At 71.2% G+C, this 1,718-nt stretch carries 1 protein-coding gene and 1 pseudogene; both read left to right on the forward strand.

Translation table 11 applies throughout. From position 1 onward, the window contains the following. Positions 1–400: sensor histidine kinase (locus HC022_RS25905; RefSeq protein ID WP_254885273.1), on the forward strand; the 400-nt coding region annotated here is incomplete at its 5' end. Then, a pseudogene (locus HC022_RS25910) lies at positions 397–1,624 on the forward strand (sigma-54-dependent transcriptional regulator). The gene HC022_RS25905 and the pseudogene HC022_RS25910, both read left to right, overlap by 4 nt. The last annotated feature ends 94 nt before the right edge of the window (positions 1,625–1,718 follow it).

Genomic DNA, 1,718 nt, shown 5'->3' on the forward strand with positions numbered 1-1,718 from the left:
CACGGGGACCGAGATCGACTGGCGCCGCCCCGAGCGCGCCACCGTGGTGATGGCTGGCGATGTGCGGCTGGGGCAGGTGGTGGTGAACCTGCTGTCGAACGCCATGGATGCCATGGCCGACAGCGCGTCCCGGCGCATCGAGATCCGCGTGGCGCCTGACGACGAGGCGGGGCTGGTGCGGCTTACCGTGCGTGACACCGGCCCCGGCATCGCCGACCCGTCGCGCATCTTCGACCCGTTCTATTCGACCAAGGAGGTCGGCGCCGAAGAGGGCATGGGCCTCGGGCTCTCGATCTCCTACGGGATCGTCGAGGGCTTCGGCGGGCGCCTCCGGGGCGAGAACGTCGAGGGCGGCGCGCTCTTCACCATCGAGCTGCAACAGGCGAGGGAAATCGCATGATCATCCGCAAGGTGCTTCTTGGCGACGACGACTCTTCTCTTCCCTCGTCGCTATTCCTGACCCTTTAGCTTTCCGAGTTCGACGCGGTGACCGCGGGCAGCTTCGTCGAGGCCAAGGACCTGATCGGGCCGCGTTTCGAAGGCGTCATCGTCTCGGACATCCGGATGCCCGGCCGTGACGGCTTTCACCTGCTCGACTACGCCCACGAGCAGGATACCGAGCTGCCGGTGATCCTGCTGACCGGCGAGGGCGACATCCCGATGGCGGTGCGGGCGATGTCGGCGGGGGCCTTCGACTTCCTCGAAAAGCCCTGCGCGCCGCAGGACCTGATCTCGGTGATCGAGCGGGCGCTGCGCACGCGCGGGCTGGTGCTCGAGAATCGGCGGCTCAAGGCCCAGCTCGAGACCGGCGACCCGGCGGCGCGGATGATCTTCGGCGTCTCGCCCCAGTCCGAGGCCCTGCGCGCGCAGGTGCGGGCGGCGGCGCGGGCGGGGGCCGACGTGCTGGTGCGCGGCGCCCGGGGCTCGGGGATCTCGAAGGTGGCCGAGGTGGTGCACCTCTGTTCCTCGAGCGCCAAGGGGCCGTTCGAGAAGCGCTCGGCGGCGGGGCTCGGCCGGGCGGCGCTGGCCGAACTCTGGCAGGCCTGCAAGGGCGGCACGCTGTTCCTCGACGAGATCGGCCGGCTGCCGCAGGATACGCAGGTGGCGCTGCAGGATGCGCTCGAGGAGGGCGGCGCGCGGCTCATCGGCGGTACGGGCGACGACTTGTCGGGCGCGGGCGAGGCGGGGGGGGTCTCGTCCCGGGGGCGCTACCCGGCCGGCGCGGGGCGGGGGGGGGTTCCCGCGCCTTTGGGGGGGGCCCGGGGGAAACCCGGTGCTGTTCCGCCAATACGTCGCGCAGGCGGCGGAGCAGTCGGGCATGACCGAGCCCGAGATCGGCGAGGAGGTCGTCGCCGGGCTGATCGCCCGAGACTGGCCCGGTAACGCCCGCGCGCTCATGTCCGCCGCCATGCGCTTCGTGCTGGGGCTGGGCGAGGATGACGGCGGCTCCGAGGGGCTGGGCCTGGCCGAACGCATGGCTCAGGTGGAACGCTCGCTGCTGGCGGACGCGCTGAAGCGCACCGGCGGCCAGGCCAGCGCCGCCGCCGAGGTTCTGAAGCTGCCGCGCAAGACCTTCTACGACAAGCTGGCGAAATATGGGCTGAAGCCGGAGAGTTTCCGCTGAAACGGCGTCAGGACGCGGCCTCTCGCGTGAGCCGGTCGATACGCTCGCGCAGGCTCTGCAGGAATGGCGCCTGCGATGTCCAGCGCGTGCCGTA

Origin of the sequence: Salipiger sp. HF18, assembly GCF_011806505.1 — a bacterium.
Taxonomy (GTDB): domain Bacteria; phylum Pseudomonadota; class Alphaproteobacteria; order Rhodobacterales; family Rhodobacteraceae; genus Salipiger; species Salipiger thiooxidans.